Here is a 505-nt window from a genome sequence, read left to right on the forward strand (position 1 = left end):
GTAAGCATAAGCAGGCCATTGATGCGAGACATCGCCCACCCAATCGGCAAACACACGCAGCATAAAGGCTTGGGCGCGGCGGTGCTCCTCTTCATACTCGATGACCAGTTGATGACCACGGTTGAGCGCCGCATGGGTCAAATAGCCTTGGTGGATGACAGCTTCCTTCCAGCCCAGAATCGCCATGGTGGCCATCATGTTGGCAGCGGTTTGGATGCTGTAGTTTTGTTGGCGTCTGTCATTACCTACGGCTTTAGCCAAAACGTCAAACTGCCCCGCCCAAAAAAACAACTGCCAAATGCCTACTTGGTAGTAACGCATCCAGTGTGCCAATTCGGAAAGCCATCGCGGGTTTCCCGTTGCAGTGGCAAGTACTTTGTGAGCCCTTGTCACCGACATCCATTCTGCACGAGCATCTGTTGCATTGTTTCTGTTTGGAACCATCATTGAGCGCTTCGGCGAAGCATCCTCGCGAGTAACGTACTCGCGAATACCGGCTATCTCA

1 pseudogene is annotated in these 505 nt (G+C 52.9%); it reads right to left on the bottom strand.

Annotated elements, in window-relative coordinates:
* A pseudogene (locus FW764_RS28115) lies at positions 1-321 on the bottom strand (hypothetical protein); the annotation flags it as partial.
* Between the last annotated feature and the right edge of the window lie 184 nt (positions 322-505).

Source organism: Pseudomonas sp. 1152_12 (assembly GCF_052850675.1).